21 protein-coding genes and 1 tRNA gene are annotated in these 18,468 nt (G+C 60.5%); 8 read left to right on the top strand and 14 right to left on the bottom strand.

The window, feature by feature from the left end:
* Positions 1–70: 70 nt before the first annotated feature.
* The 8 genes from A6U98_RS24040 to A6U98_RS24005 all read right to left on the bottom strand — a co-directional run bounded on the left by A6U98_RS24040 (position 71) and on the right by A6U98_RS24005 (position 8,576).
* A complete protein-coding gene (locus A6U98_RS24040; RefSeq protein WP_064653401.1) occupies positions 71–1,309 on the bottom strand; it encodes a glycosyltransferase family A protein in 1,239 nt (412 codons plus the stop codon).
* Entirely contained in the window at positions 1,306–1,848 is a 543-nt protein-coding gene (gene rfbC / locus A6U98_RS24035; protein WP_064653399.1) for a dTDP-4-dehydrorhamnose 3,5-epimerase, read from the bottom strand. Before rfbC ends, A6U98_RS24040 begins: the two co-directional genes overlap by 4 nt.
* A complete protein-coding gene (locus A6U98_RS24030; RefSeq protein WP_064653397.1) occupies positions 1,845–3,080 on the bottom strand; it encodes a class I SAM-dependent methyltransferase in 1,236 nt (411 codons plus the stop codon). Before A6U98_RS24030 ends, rfbC begins: the two co-directional genes overlap by 4 nt.
* Positions 3,077–4,141 carry a CDP-glucose 4,6-dehydratase gene (gene rfbG / locus A6U98_RS24025; RefSeq protein ID WP_027682134.1) on the bottom strand — a complete coding sequence of 355 codons (1,065 nt, stop codon included), beginning with the start codon at positions 4,139–4,141 and terminating at the stop codon, positions 3,077–3,079. The genes A6U98_RS24030 and rfbG overlap by 4 nt, the downstream gene beginning before the upstream one ends.
* Positions 4,132–4,905, bottom strand: a complete 774-nt coding sequence (gene rfbF / locus A6U98_RS24020) for a glucose-1-phosphate cytidylyltransferase (RefSeq protein WP_003544573.1) — start codon at positions 4,903–4,905, stop codon at positions 4,132–4,134. The genes rfbG and rfbF overlap by 10 nt, the downstream gene beginning before the upstream one ends.
* Positions 4,906–5,453: 548 nt before the next feature.
* Positions 5,454–5,738: a hypothetical protein gene (locus A6U98_RS38150; RefSeq protein WP_064653395.1), complete on the bottom strand. Its 285-nt coding sequence runs from the start codon at positions 5,736–5,738 to the stop codon at positions 5,454–5,456.
* A gap of 335 nt (positions 5,739–6,073) precedes the next feature.
* The gene (locus tag A6U98_RS24010; RefSeq protein WP_064653393.1) at positions 6,074–7,981 is read right to left on the bottom strand and encodes a TIR domain-containing protein; all 1,908 of its coding nucleotides are present in this window, start codon (positions 7,979–7,981) and stop codon (positions 6,074–6,076) included.
* A 508-nt stretch (positions 7,982–8,489) separates the two neighbouring features.
* Positions 8,490–8,576: transfer RNA gene (locus tag A6U98_RS24005), tRNA-Leu, on the bottom strand.
* A 168-nt stretch (positions 8,577–8,744) separates the two neighbouring features.
* Here A6U98_RS24005 and A6U98_RS24000 point away from each other — a divergent pair.
* The gene (locus tag A6U98_RS24000) at positions 8,745–9,164 is read left to right on the top strand and encodes a BA14K family protein (protein ID WP_064653391.1); all 420 of its coding nucleotides are present in this window, start codon (positions 8,745–8,747) and stop codon (positions 9,162–9,164) included.
* A 5-nt stretch (positions 9,165–9,169) separates the two neighbouring features.
* On the opposite strand, the gene A6U98_RS23995 is transcribed toward A6U98_RS24000, so the two are convergent.
* A complete protein-coding gene (locus A6U98_RS23995; protein ID WP_003544579.1) occupies positions 9,170–9,463 on the bottom strand; it encodes a SelT/SelW/SelH family protein in 294 nt (97 codons plus the stop codon).
* 210 nt (positions 9,464–9,673) lie between these two features.
* On the opposite strand from A6U98_RS23995, the gene A6U98_RS23990 reads away from it, so the two are divergent.
* The 3 genes from A6U98_RS23990 to A6U98_RS23980 all read left to right on the top strand — a co-directional run bounded on the left by A6U98_RS23990 (position 9,674) and on the right by A6U98_RS23980 (position 11,549).
* Positions 9,674–10,450: a type 1 glutamine amidotransferase gene (locus tag A6U98_RS23990; RefSeq protein ID WP_197496435.1), complete on the top strand. Its 777-nt coding sequence runs from the start codon at positions 9,674–9,676 to the stop codon at positions 10,448–10,450.
* Positions 10,451–10,461: 11 nt separating this feature from the next.
* A complete protein-coding gene (locus A6U98_RS23985; protein ID WP_064653388.1) occupies positions 10,462–11,010 on the top strand; it encodes a sugar O-acetyltransferase in 549 nt (182 codons plus the stop codon).
* 86 nt (positions 11,011–11,096) lie between these two features.
* Positions 11,097–11,549, top strand: coding sequence for a GFA family protein (locus A6U98_RS23980; RefSeq protein WP_064653386.1), 453 nt, complete (start codon positions 11,097–11,099; stop codon positions 11,547–11,549).
* Between the two features lie 4 nt (positions 11,550–11,553).
* Here A6U98_RS23980 and A6U98_RS23975 read toward each other — a convergent pair whose 3' ends face one another.
* The 4 genes from A6U98_RS23975 to tenA form a co-directional block, all read right to left on the bottom strand.
* Entirely contained in the window at positions 11,554–11,853 is a 300-nt protein-coding gene (locus A6U98_RS23975) for a CcdB family protein (protein ID WP_064653384.1), read from the bottom strand.
* Complete coding sequence (locus A6U98_RS23970; RefSeq protein ID WP_003544591.1) at positions 11,853–12,083, bottom strand: type II toxin-antitoxin system CcdA family antitoxin; 231 nt, start codon at positions 12,081–12,083, stop codon at positions 11,853–11,855. The genes A6U98_RS23975 and A6U98_RS23970 overlap by 1 nt, the downstream gene beginning before the upstream one ends.
* 58 nt (positions 12,084–12,141) lie before the next feature.
* Positions 12,142–13,974: a translation elongation factor 4 gene (gene lepA / locus A6U98_RS23965; protein WP_017962846.1), complete on the bottom strand. Its 1,833-nt coding sequence runs from the start codon at positions 13,972–13,974 to the stop codon at positions 12,142–12,144.
* 76 nt (positions 13,975–14,050) lie between these two features.
* Positions 14,051–14,749, bottom strand: a complete 699-nt coding sequence (tenA, locus tag A6U98_RS23960; RefSeq protein WP_064653383.1) for a thiaminase II — start codon at positions 14,747–14,749, stop codon at positions 14,051–14,053.
* 137 nt (positions 14,750–14,886) lie between these two features.
* Between tenA and A6U98_RS23955 the strand changes: the two genes are divergently transcribed.
* The gene (locus A6U98_RS23955; RefSeq protein ID WP_064653381.1) at positions 14,887–15,453 is read left to right on the top strand and encodes an XRE family transcriptional regulator; all 567 of its coding nucleotides are present in this window, start codon (positions 14,887–14,889) and stop codon (positions 15,451–15,453) included.
* A gap of 24 nt (positions 15,454–15,477) precedes the next feature.
* Positions 15,478–15,996 (top strand): GNAT family N-acetyltransferase, encoded by a 519-nt coding sequence (locus A6U98_RS23950; RefSeq protein WP_064653380.1) that lies wholly within the window; start codon positions 15,478–15,480, stop codon positions 15,994–15,996.
* Positions 15,997–16,011: 15 nt separating this feature from the next.
* Here the strand turns inward: A6U98_RS23950 and A6U98_RS23945 are convergent, their stop codons facing one another.
* Entirely contained in the window at positions 16,012–16,623 is a 612-nt protein-coding gene (locus A6U98_RS23945; protein WP_064653378.1) for an HAD-IA family hydrolase, read from the bottom strand.
* Between the two features lie 133 nt (positions 16,624–16,756).
* Between A6U98_RS23945 and A6U98_RS23940 the strand changes: the two genes are divergently transcribed.
* Positions 16,757–17,782 (top strand): histone deacetylase family protein, encoded by a 1,026-nt coding sequence (locus tag A6U98_RS23940; RefSeq protein ID WP_064653376.1) that lies wholly within the window; start codon positions 16,757–16,759, stop codon positions 17,780–17,782.
* Between the two features lie 9 nt (positions 17,783–17,791).
* Positions 17,792–18,343, top strand: coding sequence for a recombination regulator RecX (recX, locus tag A6U98_RS23935; protein ID WP_064653374.1), 552 nt, complete (start codon positions 17,792–17,794; stop codon positions 18,341–18,343).
* The last annotated feature ends 125 nt before the right edge of the window (positions 18,344–18,468 follow it).

Raw genomic sequence — 18,468 nt, 5'->3', positions numbered from 1 at the left:
AATTTCTGTTGAATTGAAATCAAGACGCAGGCGCCCGCCACGACGCTAGTTTTTGAAGCTGGCGCGAGGCTCACATGATGATGTGCCGGGCGACATCGTGCTGGTGGAACACGAGATTGGGCAGGTAGCCGACTGCTACGAAATAGTCCCGGTCGCTGTCGGCGCTGATGAAGACGGCGGTGCTTTCCAGCGGGCTGTCGCTGAGTTTCACCGTCACCTTCACCTTTTCGTTGAGGCCGAGTTCGCGCATCAGGCCTTCGAGCGCGGTGATTTCCGGGAAACCGTCGAGAAGCAGCGTATCGATGCCGATTGCCGAATTTACTTCGCTCACCAGCGTCTGTATGGCGACCATCAGGGGCAGCCTTTCGCGGAAATTGCGGATTTCCGGGTGGTCGAGCATCCCGCCCCACATGATGCGGGTATAGAGCTCATAGGCCTTGATGAAGTTCTTGCGCTCCGCCCAGAAGCGGAAGGCGACCGCCATCCGATTGAGCGTGAAGACCTTGCACATCTCGTCATATTTGAGACGCGTCTCGGGCGTGAGTGGCAGCGCCCCGCGCCTGACGCCGGTATAGAGAAAATATTCAAGCCCGCCGCGATAGCGATCCCAGCTCGTCATGACGTCGTTGGTGCCTTCTTGCGGGCGGTCGCGGGCGATCGCCGAATTGACGATGGAGCGGTAGAACGGCCGGTGCAGGAACGAGACCGCGCCCTGATCGAGGAAATGTGCAAGGAACGGGAACGGGTAGAAGCAGAATTCCCGCGGGATCCAGGCCGACCGCAGGGCTGACGAGCGGTAGATCGCGATTTCCGGAAAGATGTGGCCTTCGCAGATATACTGGAAGACGTCGCCGAAACTTCCCTGCGGAAACTTCCGATCCTCCACGACATTGTAGAACTTCGCGATGTCGGTTTTGGCGACTTCGTCGTAGAGAAACCACGGCGCATGGGCGCAGGTCACCTCCTGATTGTTGTCGAGATATTTGATGGTGTCCGCCACCGCATCGGCGATCAGGATGTCGTCGTCGGCGAGGTAGATGAGGTATTCGCCCTTGCCGAGGCGCAGAGCGCTCGTGACGTTTGCCGCGGCGCCGGCATTGGTTTCACGCTTGTAGTAGCGGATCGGCATCCCGCGACCGATGAATTCCTCGACCACCTGCTGCGTGCCGTCCGTGGAGGCATTGTCGCAGATGACGATTTCGAAGGGAAAGTCGAACTTGTAGTCGTTCTCGCAGTAGGTCAGCGCGTTTCTGAGATTGGCTTCGCGGTTGTAGGTCGGGATGCAGATGCTGAGTTTGATACCGCTCAAAGGCTTGTCTCCCGGCCATAGCTGTCAAGCGCGGCGTCGCGCTCGCTGATGATGCTCGGCGTGAACGGCCAGGCGATGGAAAAGGCGGGGTCGTCCCAGCGGACGCCACGGGCAAGTTCCGGCACGTAGGTTTCCGACATCTGGTAAAAGAGTTCGCAATCATCCTCGAGCGTCAGGAAGCCGTGTGCGCATCCTGCAGGTATGTAGAAGGCGTTGTGACTGATAGCATCGAGCTCGACGGAGGCCCATTTGAGATAGCTCGGCGAATCCGGTCTCAGATCGACCGCCACGTCGAAGACCCTGCCGCGCGTGGCGCGCACCAGCTTGATCTCCGGCCGCGGCTCGGCCTGGTAATGCATGCCGCGCAGCGTCCCGCGCTTGTGGTTCTGCGAGACATTGCACTGCGGGTAGACGGGCATGAGACCTTGCGCCGCGAAGGTCTGCGCGTCGAAGGTTCGTGCGAACATTCCCCGGTCGTCGGAGCGTGCGTCGACTTCCACGACAAGGGCACCCGAAACCGCGGTCGGAAGGAATTTCATCCGAGCACCGTCAGTTCCGGCACGGCAACGGCGAAGCGTCCGCCCCAGGCGCCGATCCTGCTGTTGGCCGCAACGACCTCGTTCTTGATGTTCCAGGGCAGGATGAGCACGTAATCCGGCTGCGTCTCGTCCATCTTCTCCGGCGCGTAGATCGGCAGCTTGCTGCCCGGCAGGAAATGCCCCTGCTTGTGCGGATTGCGGTCGACGACATATTCGATGAGATCGGTGCCGACGCCGCAAAAATTCAGCAGCGTGTTGCCCTTGGCGGCAGCGCCATAGGCGGCGACCTTCTTGCCGCTGCTTTTGGCTTGTTCGAGGAAGGCGAGCAGGCCATCCTTGATCGGCGCCACGCGGCTCTGGAAGGCCTCGTAGGTCTCGACCTTGTCGAAACCGGCGGCTGCCTCGTCGGAGCGCACCTTGGCAAGGCCGCGGCCCGTTGCATGAGCCGTGGATGTTGCGCGGCAGGCAAGCACGCGGAGACTCCCGCCATGGGTCGGCAGTTCCTCCACGTCGAAGACCTTGAGGCCGTGCGCCGCGAACACCTTTTCAACGGCGAGCAACGACAGATAATAGAAATGCTCGTGGTAGACAGTGTCGAACTGGATGTTTTCCATCAGCCGCAGCAGATGCGGGAATTCGACGCTGACGACGCCGTCCGGCTTCAGCACGGCCGAAAGCCCGCCGACGAAATCGTTGATGTCGGGCACATGCGCCAGCACGTTGTTGCCGATGACAATGTCGGCGGCAAGGCCGCGGGAGACGAGGTCGGCAGCGGTTTCCTTGCCGAAGAAGCGCGCTTCCGTGGGAACGCCGATCTGCCGCGCCACTTCCGCAACGTTTTCAGCCGGCTCGATGCCGAGCACCGGCACGCCGGCTTCGACGAAATGCTTGAGGAGGTAGCCGTCATTGCTCGCAACCTCGATCACCTGTGATGCCTCACCGAGGCCGAAGCGCTTGCGCGCCATGATCGTAAACTGGCGGGCATGCTCCACCCAGCCGTCGCTGTAGGAGGAGAAATAGGCATAGTGGCTGAAGATATCCTCCGGCGGAACGAAGGCATCGGCCTGCACCAGCCAGCATTCAGAGCAGACGAAGGCGCGCAGCGGATAGGAGGGCTCCGGCTTGTTGAGCTGCTCCTCCGTCAGATAGGCATTGGCGAGCGGCGTCGAGCCCAGATCGACGAAACGATGTTTCAGCGGAGCGTTGCAGAACCGGCAATTATGCGCTGTCATGATACTGTTTCCTCATAGGCCGCGATCTGGGCGAGCGAGAAGGCGCGCATGTCGGCGCCCTCGCGGTTGGCCTTGTACCAGGCGGCTGTCCAGTCGATTGTCTGTTGCAGGCTGAGCCGCGGGCACCAGCCGATGGTGTCGAGCGCCAGAGCCGAACTCAAGGTAAGGGCAGGCGCTTCCGGAAGATGTTTTCCCGGCGCCGGCTTCCAGACGTCGTTCACGCCATGAGCAAGGCCAAGCGCCTCGGCAAGTTCGGAGACTGTCGCGAAGCTCTGCGGGTCCGGGCCGAAATTGAGCGCTTCGGGCAGCTCCTGTTCGCCGGCAAGTGTCAAGGCCTCGGCGAAGGCGAGATAGCCGCCGAGCGGCTCCAGCACATGCTGCCAGGGGCGGATCGCTTCGGGATAGCGCAGTAGGATCGGCTGGCTGCTTTCGAAGGCGCGGATGAAGTCCGGGATCAACCGGTCTTTCGACCAGTCGCCGCCGCCAATGACATTGCCGGCACGTACCGTCGCAAGCCTGATATCGCGCCCCTTGAAGAAGCTGTCGCGGTAGCTCTGGACGACAAGTTCGGTGCAGGCCTTGGAGTTGGAGTAGGGGTCCTTGCCGCCCAGCATATCCGTCTCGACGAAGGGAACGCCGCTGCCGTTATTGGCATAGACCTTGTCGGAGGTGACGACGAGAGCCGTCTTGACCGAGGGCGTTTCCCGCACCGCGTCAAGCACGTTTGCCGTTCCCATCACATTGGTCGCGAAGGTTTCGGTCGGATTTTCGTAGGAGCGCCGCACCAGCGCCTGCGCTGCCATGTGTATGACGATCTCAGGCTCGAAATCGATGAAATGCTGCTTGAACGTCGCCGCTTCGCGGATGTCGGCAATGTGATGGCCCTGTCCATTCCAGGGCGCAAGCCGCCCGTAGAGCGAGGGATTGGTCTCGGGTTCGAGCGAGACCGCCGTCACTTCCGCACCGAGCTTTTCCAGCCACAACGACAGCCAGGATCCCTTGAACCCAGTGTGTCCCGTCAGGAACACGCGCCTGCCATTCCAGAAGTCCGTCAGGCCCATAGCTTCCACGGCGCCTTTCCGGAACTCCAGAGCTCCTCGAGCTGGTTGCGCTCGCGCAGCGTATCCATCGGCTGCCAGAAGCCGTCATGCTTGAAGGCGGCGAGCTGGTTGTTGGCGGCGAGCCATTCCAGCGGTCCGGCTTCCCAGATCGTGTCGTCGCTGGGGATGAGATCGACCACCGAAGGGTCGAGCACGAAGAAGCCGCCGTTGATGCGCTGGCCGTCGCCTCTCGGTTTCTCGACGAAGGAAGTGATGAACTGCCCCTCGATATTCGTGGCGCCGTAACGTCCGGGCGGAGTGACCGCGCACATCGTCGCCTTGAGGCCATGGCTGCGATGGAACGCGACCTCGGCGGCGATATCGATGTCGCCGACGCCGTCGCCATAGGTCATGCAGAAGGGTTCGCCTGGCGTAAGATGGTCTCGAATGCGCCCGAGACGGCCGCCTGTCATCGAATACATGCCGGTATCGACCACGGTCACGCGCCAGTTCGGTCGTGTGCCGCCGTGGTAGTTGATGCTGTTGGAGGCGAGGTCGACGGTGATGTCGTTGTGGTGCAGGACAAGGTTTACGAAATATTCCTTGATCAAATAGCCCTTATAGCCGGCGCAGATGATGAAATCATTGAGCCCGTGATGGGCGTAGATGCTCATGATGTGCCAGAGGATCGGCATGCCGCCGATTTCGACCAGAGGCTTGGGTCGGATACTGGTTTCCTCGGCAAGACGAGAGCCAAGGCCACCGGCGAGAATTACGACTTTCATCCCAAGCGAACTCCAGAGTGTGTAGTCAGGTTTCCCGACCACCCTCAGAGCCGCCCGGCTCTTTACAGGCGGAACGGCCGTATGTTCATCCTTGCCTCGGTATCCGATTTCGTTCTTGTGCGAGGCTTGCGGGGCTATCGGAACGGGCAGCCGTGCGTTTCGAAGGCCGTGCGTTTGAGCAATGGAACAGGCTCGCCGTTCGGGAATCCCCTTGGCCGAAGGCACGTCCTTCGAGTTTTACGAGGAGCGCCAAGCGGGCGCAATCGATCCGGCCAGAAGCTGCCGATCCTGATAGGAAAACGTCAGAAACCACCTGCCGATTGTCCCGGCAAAGGCCCGGCGCGTCGGCCCGAAGAAAAAAATCCCACTTCGGAATCCCGAAATTCCCCCGCTTCGGGATCCCGAAATTCGCCGCCTTTCGCGGGCTGTCATTGTGGAGAAACATCCAATGATTTCAGGCCCGCAACCAATTTCGGGATTCCGAAGTGCTATATAGATTATGGTGGGAGTTCTCTACGCGCCGCCATACCTTGGCCGGATCGTTGCGTCTAAGCCTCTAGACTAAGCTGGAGGGAAGTGTCGTCTGCCTCGACGACCTTGGACTTACGTTTTGTTGCCGCACGGCGTGCTGGCTTGGTGGTTTTCGGTTGAGTGTCGGAGCCGAGCTCGTCTGCCCCGGCGCTGGGCAGCAGCAGGCCGGCCGCAGGCGCCGCAGCGACTACCTCAATGACCGGCTTCGGGGGTGGCATTTCATTGGCCGGCTTGGCAGCTGACACCTCGCGGGCCTTTATAGGCGCGGGGTTGCTGGCTGCGGACGTGGCGTATCGGATCATCGCAAGACTCCATTTTGTTCGCTTTATGTTCGCACTTGGGAGTGAGGGAGTCAATGGAGGCCAGCTATCAAGAGGGGGGGGACGATCGTGGATCTAAAATTCAGCTAGCGTGACTGATTCGGCCCAAGCGCCCATCCTGAGGAGATAACTGTTTCGTGAGGGAATTACTGTTGGAGTTGAGGGGCTGAGCATCCATGGCAGCCTTCGATAAAGCGCGCTGTGACGCCCTTGGCCAACTGGAATTAAGTTCGCTTTTGCGCCTCTCGGGCGGGGGACAACTATTGCTGCAGGTCTCCGTTACCTGCTTCGTCGCTCGTTGGAATTGAATTCCCTAGCTAGGATTGGTGGGCTCTATTCCATTGAACGGGCGTCTCGTCGAGACCATATTGAAATCCTTGGAGCGCTTCCCCATTCTGAGAAATATGAAGCAGTACTTTTCGCTCAGACCCAATAGATCCGAGCAGAGAATTCGAGGTCTCATTCCCCTCCCGCTTTAAATGGCCCTCAAGCGCCGCTCCGAACCTCCTAAGGGTTACGGTTATCTGTATCCGTTCCTTGACCTTCGTTTCCCCAATAAGGCCTTTTCGAACCACATCCTTCATGAACTCAATGGTTCCTTGATACCCCCCATTGTGATCATTTTCTAAGCGAAGTGGACCATCGGGTGTTAGCCATTCGCCAGCAAGATCGGGACCATCAAAAGAGACCGCCGCGACTCCGATTGCTTTCCTAAGCTTCTGCCTGGCCCGCCCGATTTTCATTGCTGCCGACCAGTCTGAGGCTTCTTCCGTCTTTGCCGCTTGCAGCGTACTCAAGGCACCGATCACACTCTGGTCGTGGTCCTCTTTGGCTATCGCCGCCTCAGCCTGCTGTTTCGCTTCGACAAAGAAGCCAGCACTAATTAGCACCTGTGCTAAATTCCCGTCGGATAGCGTCTCACCTTTCGCAGACCCCTCTTGATAGGCTGCGACCGACATGCCCTTCAACTGAAGGCGTGAGTATGCGACGCCCAAGTTATTCCATGCGACTCCGCTTCGTTCAGACTTCGGTATGGCATCGTAATGGAGCATTGCGAGTTGGTTTTGGCTCGCCTCAGAATATTCATAGGCCAATCTGAATCTTGCGTTGTCATCTTCCGGCTGCTTCGCGATCAGAATCTCTGAGATAGATTTGGAGATTTCTTGGAAACCACCGTAATGGGCTATCGCGTTTACTGCTTGAAGGTATTCAAGTTCGTCACGATGGCCATTCCTTGGGATCGCATTAAGCTTGAGAAGAAGGTCCGGTGCTCGCACATGTGGGTCCGCGCTGCTATCGCTCTTGACAGCACGTGTGACTATTAAGCTGGCTAACGCCATCTCTTTGGCGTCGGAGAGGGCTTCCGAGAGAAGACTATCGGCTTCTTCGCTGGCTCCGTAGCGTAACAGTGTTCGCGCGAGTAGTTCTTTCAGAGCTGCGTTTCTTGGATATTTTTCACTGTTGGTCCGTATGGGACCAATGTCTCTCGACGCGCCGTACGCAAGCTCCGCGTATTGTTTGCTAGACTCCCAATGAGCAACCTCCTCATCGGAAGCAGAAAACTTCGATTGGAAAAACTGCTCGCTCACGTGTGTGGCTAAGGCGTCGTTTTTTGTTAACGTGGCGAATGTGCAGTTCCATCGGAAATCATCGGCGCTCCAATCTGTCGTAGCCGGCAAGTTTTCCAGCACATCGATTGTCGAATGCGGTATTTCTGGTACGGCCTCTTCCCCTGTGGCTTCACTAACTTCAGGACGTGAGAGGATACCAAGCTTCGAGATTGCCCTTTTGATTCTTCCGCAAGCCGGCCCCAACGCCGCCTCGGGGCTAGTTGACAGCAGGGAAGCATCGTAGGTCTCCGGGTAGATGCCAGAAAGGTCGGAAGGTAAGTGAAGGTCAACGTCTCGCGGGCTAATCAAGAATGTGCGTTCGCGGCCAAGACGGCCTATCGCTAGGCCAAGCTCGAACACTATGTTATCCCGTACGGCATTGAGTTCTTTGCCTCGAATCACAGTCCGGTCCTGCATTTCTGGAGCGCATACGAGCACGGCAAAATCGGACCGCTTCAACCGACCTTCAAGAGATTCAAGCGGATACTGCGTAGGCTCAAAGGTATCCTGCGTCCAAGGGATCGGGTTCACGTCATAATCAAGGAGTGACTGCACCAATTCCGCGACCTTCTTGTGTTCCACAGACGAGCCGATGAATACATTTGGTTTGGCCATGTTACTTAGACGCGCTCCTTGCGGTTCTTATCGAAGGTCGATGCTCCATGACTGCGGATAGAACGTAACTAAGGGTTCAACTGCAAGTAATTTAGTACATGATCCACAATGACCAAACCACATGCCTTATCACCGAGCTCATCTTCGCAGCCTACGCCATCCACGATTGTGACCCTTTGAGCGCCGACCATTGCTTGAACGCGGCGTGGCTACAACAAAAGCCCTACACGACCTCCTTGTCGTCACGGCTATACAGGCCCCATTACGTCTAGCTTGCTGGCGGATATCGAGAGCCTTGCACACTAGGGTTAGGGAACTATGCCGGGCTGATGAACCGTGAGATCATGGCGAAGGTCGGGCTGAACAAGGCGAGCGTATCAGGCGCTCGGCAGCGAAGAAAGCGACAGAGGTATCTGAATGATCGAGGCACAGTTTGCCTCGCTCCTGTGACCCAGTGAGCAGCCGAAATTCCTTGATGGTCCAAGGAAACAATAACTTATAATGGGAATGGTGCCCAGAAGAGGACTCGAACCTCCACACCCTTTCGGGTACCAGCACCTGAAGCTGGCGCGTCTACCAATTCCGCCATCTGGGCGACGGAGAGCGATGTAAGGGGGTGGCCCCTGACTGTCAACTGGGTTTTTGAAGTTTTTCTGACAGTTAGTGAAAAAGCAGCCGATCACATGGGCGGGAGCGCCGAAGGGTGGGCATAGCGCTCCGGCGGTCACGCCCTATATAAGGGAAATACCGAAAGGAATGCCTCATGCTTGCTCCTCGCACGCTTCTGCTCGCCGGCCTTCTCGCCATTCTCACGCCCGCAATCGCCGGGGCCGATTCGCTGAAGCTCGGCAAGCCGGGGGTTGGGCCGCTGAACACAGGCTCGACGCTTTGCGATTTTCGCGGCTGCTTCGGTTTCGGTCCGCAGCAATGGCATCGCCCCGCCTATGTCCAGCCGAACTACCGCCCGCGCGGCGCGGGGCCGACCTATTACCGGCCGGGCGCTGCCGGGCCGCCGCAGCTGACCTATGATCCGCCGCCGGTGCAAAGGGTGCAGCCGAAGGCGCGCGACATGAACAGCCATGCCGCCTGGTGCAGCAACGAATACCGCTCCTACAATCCGAGGACGGATCGGTTCCTCACCTACGAGGGCATCTACAAGACCTGCCGCTCGCCCTATCGCTGAGCCCGTCAGCTTTCGAGCGAGGCGCGGTCGACATGGCCGAGATCGCGGCCGGGCTCGACGATGTCGCGGACCCGCTGCTTCAGCTCCTTCGGCCCAGGAAAGCCGCCGTCGCGCTTGCGCTCCCAGATCAGATCGCCATTGACGCGGATCTCGAAATTGCCGCCGGTGGCGGGAATCAGCGCTACTTCGCCAAGACTGTCGGAAAAGGTATGCAGCAGCTCCTGCGCCATCCAGCTGGCGCGCAGCAGCCAGTTACACTGGGTGCAGTAGAGGATCGTGACGCGGGCTTTCTCGGTCATGGCGATGTCCTTTCGTTTGCTGAGATTTAAGCCCTGTTGCGTGCCGGCGCAATCGGCTTGCTGGAGCATGATGCCGAAAGGTGTGAGCGGTTTTCGGGCGACATCATGCTCTAACTATTTAATTAAGAACAGGATTGAGATTCTGGGCCGAACTGGCCTGAAGCCTGAATCCCGAATCCTGTTCTGGCGTCTTGCGCGCCGTCCTCCGGCATGGTCTCTTCCCGTGGTCGGCCATATCAGGAAGAGCCTATGCGCGTCGCAGTCATCGAAAATATGCGAAATACCGGCCTCGGCGCGCTAGCCGCAGCGCTCGACGAGGCCGGCGCGGAGATCGAGTGGTTCCGGGTGTGGAAGGACGGCGTCCTGCCGTTAGACATATCCGGCCATGACGCGCTGGTCGTTCTCGGCGGCGAGCAGAGCGCGCTGGACGACGAGACGCATCCCTATCTGCCGGAGCTCGTCCGGCTCACGCGCCGCTTCGGCGATGCCGGCAAAGCCGTGCTCGGCATCTGCCTCGGCAGCCAGATCCTCGCCCGCGCCTATGGCGCCGACAATCATTTAGGAATCGCCCGCGAATTCGGCTGGCACGGGATCGGCATCACCGCCGAGGGCCGGGCCGATCCGCTGCTGTCGGCGCTTGGCGGCGAGTTCACCATCTTCGAATGGCATGCTGACACGTTTTCCCTGCCTGAGGGCGCGGTGCGTCTCGCCTCGAGCCCCGTCGCCGAGAACCAGGCCTTCCGCATCGGTCGCGCCGTTTATGGCACCCAGTTCCATTTCGAGGCCAATGCAGCGGTCGTCGAGCAATGGAAGGCCGAATTCCCCGATACGATCGCGCGTATTGCGCCGGGCTGGCTGGAGAACCATGCTGAGCTGGCGGCAAGGCATGCCGGCGCCGCCGATGCCGCGGGCCTTGCCATTGCGCGCGCCTGGGTCAGCCTGATCGAACGGGAAGAGGTCGAAATGCTGTCGCAGGCCTCGGCGTGAGGGGTGATACGATGGCGGCAAGCGAACGCGACAAGATGGCGGCGGGCGAATGGTATTGCTGCCTCGATGACGAGCTCGATCTCCTGCGCCGGCAGGCGCGCTTAGCCGTCCATGCGCATAACACGCTGCCGCCGGATGAGCGCGGTGCCATGGCGCCGGCCCTGAGGGCGCTCTTTGCGCAGGCAGCACTCAATGTCTTCATCGAGGCGCCGTTTCACTGCTCCTACGGCATCAATATCACTCTCGGCGAACGCGTCTATTTCAATGCCGGCTGCACCATCCTCGATTCCGGCCGGGTGACGATCGGCGATCGCAGCATGTTCGGCCCCGGCGTGCAGATCTATTGCGCCGAGCATCACAAGGAGCCGGCACTTCGCAGCACGGGCATCGAGATCGCCCGGCCGGTCACCATCGGCAACGACGTCTGGATCGGCGGCAGCGCCATCATCCTCGGCGGCATCACCATCGGCGACGGTGCGATTGTCGGGGCCGGTGCGGTGGTGACCAGGGATGTGCCGGCCGGCGCAACCGTGGTCGGCAATCCAGCCCGCATGCGTTAACGCCGGCTCCTATCCCGTGATGGCCCCTCGCCATCTCGACAGCGGCGATCATTCCGCTAGATGAGAGGGCAAAAGGGGAGGGAAGCATGAGCGAACTGAATTTACCGATGGAGGGCGGCTGCCGTTGCGGCCGGGTGCGATTGAAGATCAGCGCCCCGCCGCTGCTCACCATGGCCTGCCATTGCACGGGGTGCCAGAAGATGACATCGAGCGCCTATTCGCTGAGTGCGGCCATCCCGAGCGACGGCTTCGAGGTGACGCAAGGCGAGCCGGTGATCGGCGGCCTGCATGGCGTCACGAAGCATTATTTCTGCCCGCATTGCATGAGCTGGATGTTCACTCGGCCGGAAGGCATGGACTGGTTCGTCAATCTGCGCGCGACCATGCTCGACGATCCGAGCTGGTTCACGCCCTTCATCGAGACGTGGACAAGCGAGAAGCTGTCATTCGCCGAGACTGGCGCGGTCCACAGCTACGAGGCGCTGCCTGAAATGGACGCCTATGAGGGGCTGGTGAAGGAGTATATGGGCAGGGGATGAGGGCTCAGAAACCCTGGAAGAGAAAATCCATGGCGCCGATGATGGCATCGCTTTTGCCCGATAAATCTCCGACCGCTTTTCCTATTTCCGTGGTCGGGACCGATGCCATGCGCTGAGTGGCCATGACATAGGTTTCACCCTCAATGGTAAAGCGTGGATTCAATCGCGAGATTGACCAGCTCAGTTCTTCCACCGGATGCAGCGGAACCATGACGCGCGTAGGCAGATCGTCAAGCAGATTGGTTTGAAGATCGATTGCTAAGACATTCCCGCTCTTAAGGCGATAAACTTGAAAGCGTGCCATTAAAACTGACGGTATTTGGCGAAGGGCAAGCCGTGCTTTTCAACATATTCGTTTTCCAGACGGATGGCCTCGGCGTTCTCGATACGCCAAAGCCGCTCGCGCTCCGCCTTTATGGCCTTTGCGATGCCATCTTCCGCCGCCCGGGAAATGTTGATCTGGAGCTCGCGCGCCTGGGAGACGAGACCTTCGTCAAGAGACAGGTTCGCTGCTTTTCTTGGCTGCTGGGCCATAACGATCTCCTCAGTCTTATGCGCACATTGTATGCGCATAAGATGACGTTGAGAAGCGTTATTCGTCACCCATCTTCAACGCTGCAATAAACGCTTCCTGCGGGATCTCCACCTTGCCGAACTGGCGCATGCGCTTCTTGCCGGCCTTCTGCTTGTCGAGCAGCTTGCGCTTGCGGGTGGCGTCGCCGCCGTAGCATTTCGCGGTCACGTCCTTGCGCAGCGCCGAGATCGTCTCGCGGGCAATGACGTTGCCGCCGATCGCCGCCTGGATCGGGATCTTGAACATGTGCTTCGGGATCAGCTCCTTGAGCTTCTCGCACATGTCGCGGCCGCGTTTTTCGGCAGCCGTCCGGTGCACCATCATCGACAGCGCGTCGACCGGCTCGCCGTTGACGAGGATCGACATCTTCACGAGGTTGCCCTCGCGGTGGTCGGTCAGCGTGTAGTCGAAAGAGGCATAACCCTTCGAGATCGACTTCAGCCGGTCGTAGAAATCGAACACGACTTCGTTGAGCGGCAGGTCGTAGGTCAGCATCGCACGCGTGCCGACATAGGTGAGTTCGATCTGGATGCCGCGCCGGTCCTGGCAGAGCTTCAGGATGCTGCCGAGATAATCGTCGGGCGTCAGGATCGTCGCGCGGATCCACGGCTCATGGATTTCCGAGATCTTGACGACATCGGGCATGTCGGCCGGATTGTGCAGCTCGCGCTCCGTGCCGTCGGTCATGTACATCTTGTAGACGACCGAGGGTGCGGTGGCGATGAGGTCGAGGTCGAACTCGCGCTCCAGCCGTTCCTGGATGATTTCGAGATGCAGCAGGCCGAGGAAGCCGCAGCGGAAGCCGAAGCCGAGTGCCGCAGATGATTCCATTTCGAAGGAGAAGGAGGCGTCGTTGAGGCGAAGCTTGCCCATGGCGGCGCGCAGATCCTCGAAATCGGCGGCATCGACCGGGAAGAGGCCACAGAACACTACCGGCTGGGCCGGCTTGAAGCCCGGCAGCGCCTGGGCCGTCGGCCGCTTGTCCTCGGTGATCGTATCGCCGACGCGGGTATCGGCCACTTCCTTGATCGAAGCAGTGATGAAGCCGATCTCGCCTGGGCCGAGGCGGTCGATATTGACCATCTTCGGCGTCAGCACGCCGACGCGCTCCACCTGGTATTTCGCATCGGTGCCCATCATCCGCACCGTCTGGCCCTTGGTCAGCACGCCGTCGATGACGCGGACCAGAACCATGACGCCGAGATAGGCGTCGTACCAGCTGTCGACGAGCAGCGCCTTTAGCGGCGCCTTTTCGCCGCCGGGGCTCTTCGGCGCCGGCAGCTTGTGGACGATCGCTTCCAGCACATCGGGAATGCCGAGGCCGGTCTTTGCCGAAATCAGCACCGCCTCCGAAGCGTCGATGCCGATCACTTCCTCGATCTGTTCCTTGATGCGGTCGGGTTCGGCCGCCGGCAGGTCGATCTTGTTGAGGACGGTGACGATCTCGTGATTGTTGTCGATCGCCTGATAGACGTTGGCGAGCGTCTGCGCTTCGACGCCCTGGCTGGCGTCGACGACAAGCAGCGAACCCTCGCAGGCCGACAGCGACCGAGAGACTTCATAGGCGAAGTCGACGTGGCCGGGCGTGTCGATCAGGTTGAGAATGTATTTCTCGCCGTTGTTCGCCTGGTAATGCAGGCGCACGGTCTGGGCCTTGATGGTGATGCCGCGCTCGCGCTCGATATCCATATTGTCGAGCACCTGCTCGGACATTTCGCGCTCGGCAAGGCCGCCCGTCGTCTGGATCAGGCGGTCGGCCAGCGTCGATTTGCCGTGGTCGATATGGGCCACGATCGAAAAGTTGCGGATATGGGACAGCGGAGTGGTGGAATTGGTGCTCATGCGCGCCATATAGCAGCGCCGCCCCCTGCCGCAAAGCGGTAATTATCCTGCTGTTTACGCTATTTCGTCCTGTGTCGGGCGCGTATCAGACCGGCCACGTCTCCAGCCGCCAGGCCGAATCCCAGAACATCCATTCATATTGTGAGGCACGCACGAAGACATCGGTCATTTGCGCCCGTTCCACCGGCGATGCGGCGCGGGCGGCGATGTCGGTCAGCGCGATCACCTCGCGGGCACCGGCGGCAAATTGCGGATCGCCATAGGTGTTGATCCAGGCCTGGAAGGCATTGCCCTCGATAGCAGGCCGGTTCTTGATCGCTTCGCCGACGTGCCAGTAGATCCAGAAGCAGGGAAGGATGGAGGACAGCGCCACCGCGTAGGAGCTGTGATAGGCGGTGGCAAGCAGGAAGTTCGTATAGGCAAAGCCGGCAGGCGAGGGCTCGGCTGATGTGACGTCCGCAGACGTGATGCCGAACTGGGTGAGAAAGCCGGCATGCAGGCCCTGCTCGACGGTGATCGCCTTCTGCGCCGAACCGAGGAAACGCAGGACCTGCGCATTGTCGGGCGCTTTGGCCGCGACGATCGCAAGGCAGCGCGCATAATGCTTGAGGTAAAGCGCATCCTGCAGAATGTAGTGCCGGAAAACCTCCGGCGGCAGCGTGCCGTCCGAAAGGCGCTGCAGCAGCGGCAAGGCCTCGATTTCAGCCATGATCGGCGCGATCCTGTCCCAAGCGGCAGCCGTAAAGCTTCCTGTCGGTTCCGTGCTCTGCGTGCTGGCGTCCATTACTCTCTCCTCGGATTACGCCGCCATATATGGACGGGGCAGCGGCGAAAGCAAGGCGCGTCTGGCCGCTTTTCGTAGGCACTTGATTCCATCATCGGATAATGTATTTCTCTTATAGTGGAATCACGGGACTAAAAATGGAACAGGAACTCGAACAGGCGATCGGCATCCGCATCCGCACGCTGCGGCAGGAAAAGGCTCTGACGCTCGATGATCTTGCTGCGGCCTCCGGCGTCAGCCGGGCGATGATCTCGCGCATCGAGCGGGCGGAGGCGAGCCCGACCGCCTCGCTATTGGCAAGGATCTGCGCAGCACTTGGCCTGTCGCTGTCGGCCTTCTTTGCGGAAAAAGGGCAGGCCTCGCCGCTCGCCCGCAGGCAGGAGCAACAGGTCTGGCGCGATCCGGAGACCGGTTATATCAGGCGGTCTGTTTCACCCCCGGGCACGGCTTCCGATGTCGATATCGTCGAGGTCGAATTCCCGGCCGGCGCCCGCGTCAGTTTCCCCCCGCATGCGAGCGCCCATGGCATGACACAGCATATCTGGCTGTTCGACGGCGAGCTCGAAATGACGGCGGCTGAGATCGTCTACCGGCTGCGCCCGGGCGATTGCCTCTTCATGCCGGTTGGCGAGGGTCACGTCTTCCACAATCCGGGCAACGCGCCGGCACGCTATTGCGTCGTGCTCGATCGCGGCGGCCGATAGAAGCATTCAATTCAGGAGAACAGCATGCCTGCTATTCGCACCCTTTCCGCCGAGGAGGCTCGCGCCGCCATTCCGGCCCTTTCGCAAGTGCTTGTCGATTGCGTCGCGGGCGGCGCCTCCGTCGGCTTCATGCAGCCCTATGGGCCCGAGGACGCCGAGCCCTATTGGCGTGATGTCGCCGATGCCGTTGCCACCGGCGGCAATCTGCTCCTGGTCGCCGAACTCGACGGCAGGATCGTCGGCACCGTCCAGGTGGGGGCCGCGCAGATGCCGAACCAGCCGCATCGCGGCGACCTGAAGAAGCTGCTGGTGCACCGCTCCGCCCGCGGCAAGGGGCTCGCCCGGCTGCTGATGGATGCCGCCGAGCGCGAGGCGGCAAGCGGCGGCAAGACCCTGCTCGTGCTCGACACGGCAACCGGCAGCGATGCCGAGGCGATCTATCCGCGCCTGGGCTGGCAGCGCGTCGGTGTCATCCCCGATTATGCGCTGTGGCCGGAAGGCGGTTTCTGCGCCACCACCCTGTTCTACAAGCGGCTTATCTGATTGCGCCGGCGCCGCTCATGCCGGCCTGGCGAAGACCGGAAGCGCGCCGCCAAGCGTCGTGCCCGCCGTCCATTGCGCGGCATTCCAGCCGAACTGTCGCGCCGCTTCGATATTCACCGCCATATCGTCGATGAAGGCGATTTCGCCGGGCAGCACGCCGGCCCGATCGGTCGCCAGCCGGAAGAAATCGGGAGAAGGCTTGCTGTGCCCGAGTGCTGCGGAATAGATGATGTCTTCGAAATGCGCGTTAAGGCCGATTTGCTCCATCAGGTAGCGTGCCCGCCTATGCTCCTGGTTGGTCGCCAGCAGGAGAGTGATGCCGCTTTGCCTGAGAGCGGCAAGGTCTTCGAGCAGATTGCGGTCGAGACGGGAATCGTTTTCGAACCAGTAGTCGATCAGTGTTTCGGCGCTGAGGTGGGGCGCGATCTTTGCGAGAACGCTGGCAAGCCGCGGTTCCAGCGCCGCGCGGCCGATGATGATATCGCGCCAGTGAGTTTGGAAGAATTCCTGCTGCAGCAGGTCGGGGCGCAGGCCGAGATCGCGCTCCAGATAGGTGAAGAGAGGCAGGCCATCGGCCGGACGGCCATGAATGAGTACGCCGTCGACATCGACCATCAGCACTTTCATGCAGAAAATTTCCTCGTTCTCAAAACACCGGCGAAGGTGGCGTCATCCGCCTGGACGTTCAAGACGTGGCGCCACTTTTTTGTCGCGGCCGAGCCGTGTAAATCTCCATTGTCAATCAAGGGCAGGATCTGAAATGCGCGTCATCTATTCCGAAGATCACAAGCTGCGCGATGCCAGGACCGAGCTGCACGCCGGCCAGCTGGTGACGCCTTTCGAGGCGCCGTTTCGCGCCGAATGGATCCTGGCGGCGGTCAAGCAGGCGGGCTTTGCCGATGTCGTGGCGCCCGATCCGCACGGATTGGAAACGGCTCGAAAAGTGCATGATCCCGCTTATCTGGATTTTCTCGCCACGGTCTGGGACCGCTGGGTGGCGGCCGGTTTCACCGGCGAGGCGATCGCCAATTCCTTCGCCGTTCGCCGCACCAGCCAGCGCGTGCCCGACAATATCGTCGGCGCGATCGGCCACTACGCCAATGCCGCCGACACCTCGATCACCAAGGGCTCCTACGAGGCGGCAATCGCCTCGATGCGCTGCGCGATATCAGGTGCCGACTGGTTGAATGCCGGCAATCGTTTCGCCTTCGCGCTCTGCCGCCCGCCCGGCCACCATGCCGGAATCGATCTCTTCGGCGGCTATTGCTTCATCAACAATTCAGGTGTCGCCGCGCAGCGGCTGCTCGACCATGGTGCGAGGAAAGTCGCGGTCCTGGATGTCGATTTCCACCATGGCAACGGCACGCAGGATCTCTTCTATCACAGAGGCGATGTCTTCACCGCCTCGCTGCATGGCGATCCCATGCATGCCTTTCCCTATTTTCTCGGGCATGCCGACGAGGAAGGCGAGGGGCAGGGCACGGGCGCCAACCGCAACTATCCGATGCCGCCGGGCACGCCTTGGGATGTCTGGTCTTCGGCCCTTGCCGATGCGCTGGCCCGCATCAAGGCCTTCGGCGCCGAGGCGATCGTCGTGGCACTCGGCGTCGATACCTTCGAGCGCGACCCGATCTCCTTCTTCAGCCTCACCTCCGACGATTTCACCCGCATGGGCGCGATGATCGCTTCCGCCGGCCTGCCGGTGCTCGCCTGCATGGAGGGCGGCTACGGCGTGCCGGAGATCGGCCTCAACGTTGCCAATGTCCTCAAGGGTCTGGAAGCCTGATCACTGCCGATGACCGACGAGACCGTTCCATCCGACATTCCGACATCACGCATGCTGAGCTGGGCGCGCAACTCCACCGTCTACCGCCTCGAGCGGCGGATGATGACGGAAAAGCAGCTGTTTGACGCAATCACCCGCAAGGCGAAGGAGAAATTCGAGGATATCAGCGCGGCACAACTCAAGGCCGTTGCCGATTTCGCCGTCAAATTTGCCTATGACAACAAGGTGCTCGACGATCACGCCTATGCGGAGGTCAGCACGCGCTCTGCCGTGCGCGGCGGTAAATCGAAGCGCGCGATCGCCCAGAAGCTTGCTGCCAAGGGCGTCTCCAGCGACAAGGTCGAGGCGGCACTTGAGGAGGCTGACGATCTCTATGCCGCAGCGATTTTTGCCCGCAAACGCGCCTTCGGCCCCTTCCGCCGGGTCGAGCTCGACGAAAAGCGAAAGGCGAAGGAGCTTTCGGCTTTCGCCCGCAACGGCTTCAACTTCGACATCGGCAGGAAAGTCTTCGAAATGAGCTTCGAAGACGCCGAAGAGGTCATCCTTGCTGGCCGTCGCTGATATCGCATCGCCTCGGCCTAGGAGATCGCCGATGCCGGCCCCTTATCCGGCTGCCGCCACCTTTGTAACTTCCCTTTACCCGCTCTTGGCGCTGTAATGCCTCTTGCGGTGGCGGATGGAAGACC

The sequence above is a fragment of the Rhizobium sp. WYCCWR10014 genome, assembly GCF_001657485.1.
In the GTDB taxonomy this organism is placed as follows: Bacteria; Pseudomonadota; Alphaproteobacteria; order Rhizobiales; family Rhizobiaceae; genus Rhizobium.
This window is presented reverse-complemented; position numbering and strand designations above follow the sequence as displayed.